The organism is Pedobacter sp. JCM 36344 (assembly GCF_046546555.1).
Classification (GTDB): Bacteria; Bacteroidota; Bacteroidia; order Sphingobacteriales; family Sphingobacteriaceae; genus Pedobacter.
In genome coordinates, this window is record NZ_JBKHKK010000063.1 from 1 (window position 1) to 333 (window position 333).

The following is a 333-nucleotide window of genomic DNA, read 5'->3' on the forward strand; positions in this document are numbered from 1 at the left end:
GATAGCTGATCCCAGCGCGATAAAGCATACTGCATTGCTTTGCCAATAGGGCTTTTTGGCAATACCCGTACATAATTTTCCAACATCCATTCCTTTAGCTTTAGCAATATCGGTACTGCCTGTTCATTTCTGTCGGCCAGTAATTGTGTAGCATCAATTTGCTGGTCCAGGAACCTGCGTTCAATGGCATAGACTTTCTGTAGTTCGTTCAACACGTACTCAGCCCTTGAAGCATCGTTGTCCATTGCCTCTGAGAATTTGCGGCGTGCATGTGCCATACACCCCATATGGGTAATACCACTACGTTTTGCGAAGTTTTCATAGACCTGGTAT

1 protein-coding gene is annotated in these 333 nt (G+C 45.0%); it reads right to left on the minus strand.

Annotation, left to right across the window (positions count from 1 at the left end; translation table 11 throughout):
- On the minus strand, window positions 1-333 hold a 333-nt coding region (locus tag ACHFIZ_RS17985), incomplete at both ends, for an IS66 family transposase (RefSeq protein WP_410888357.1).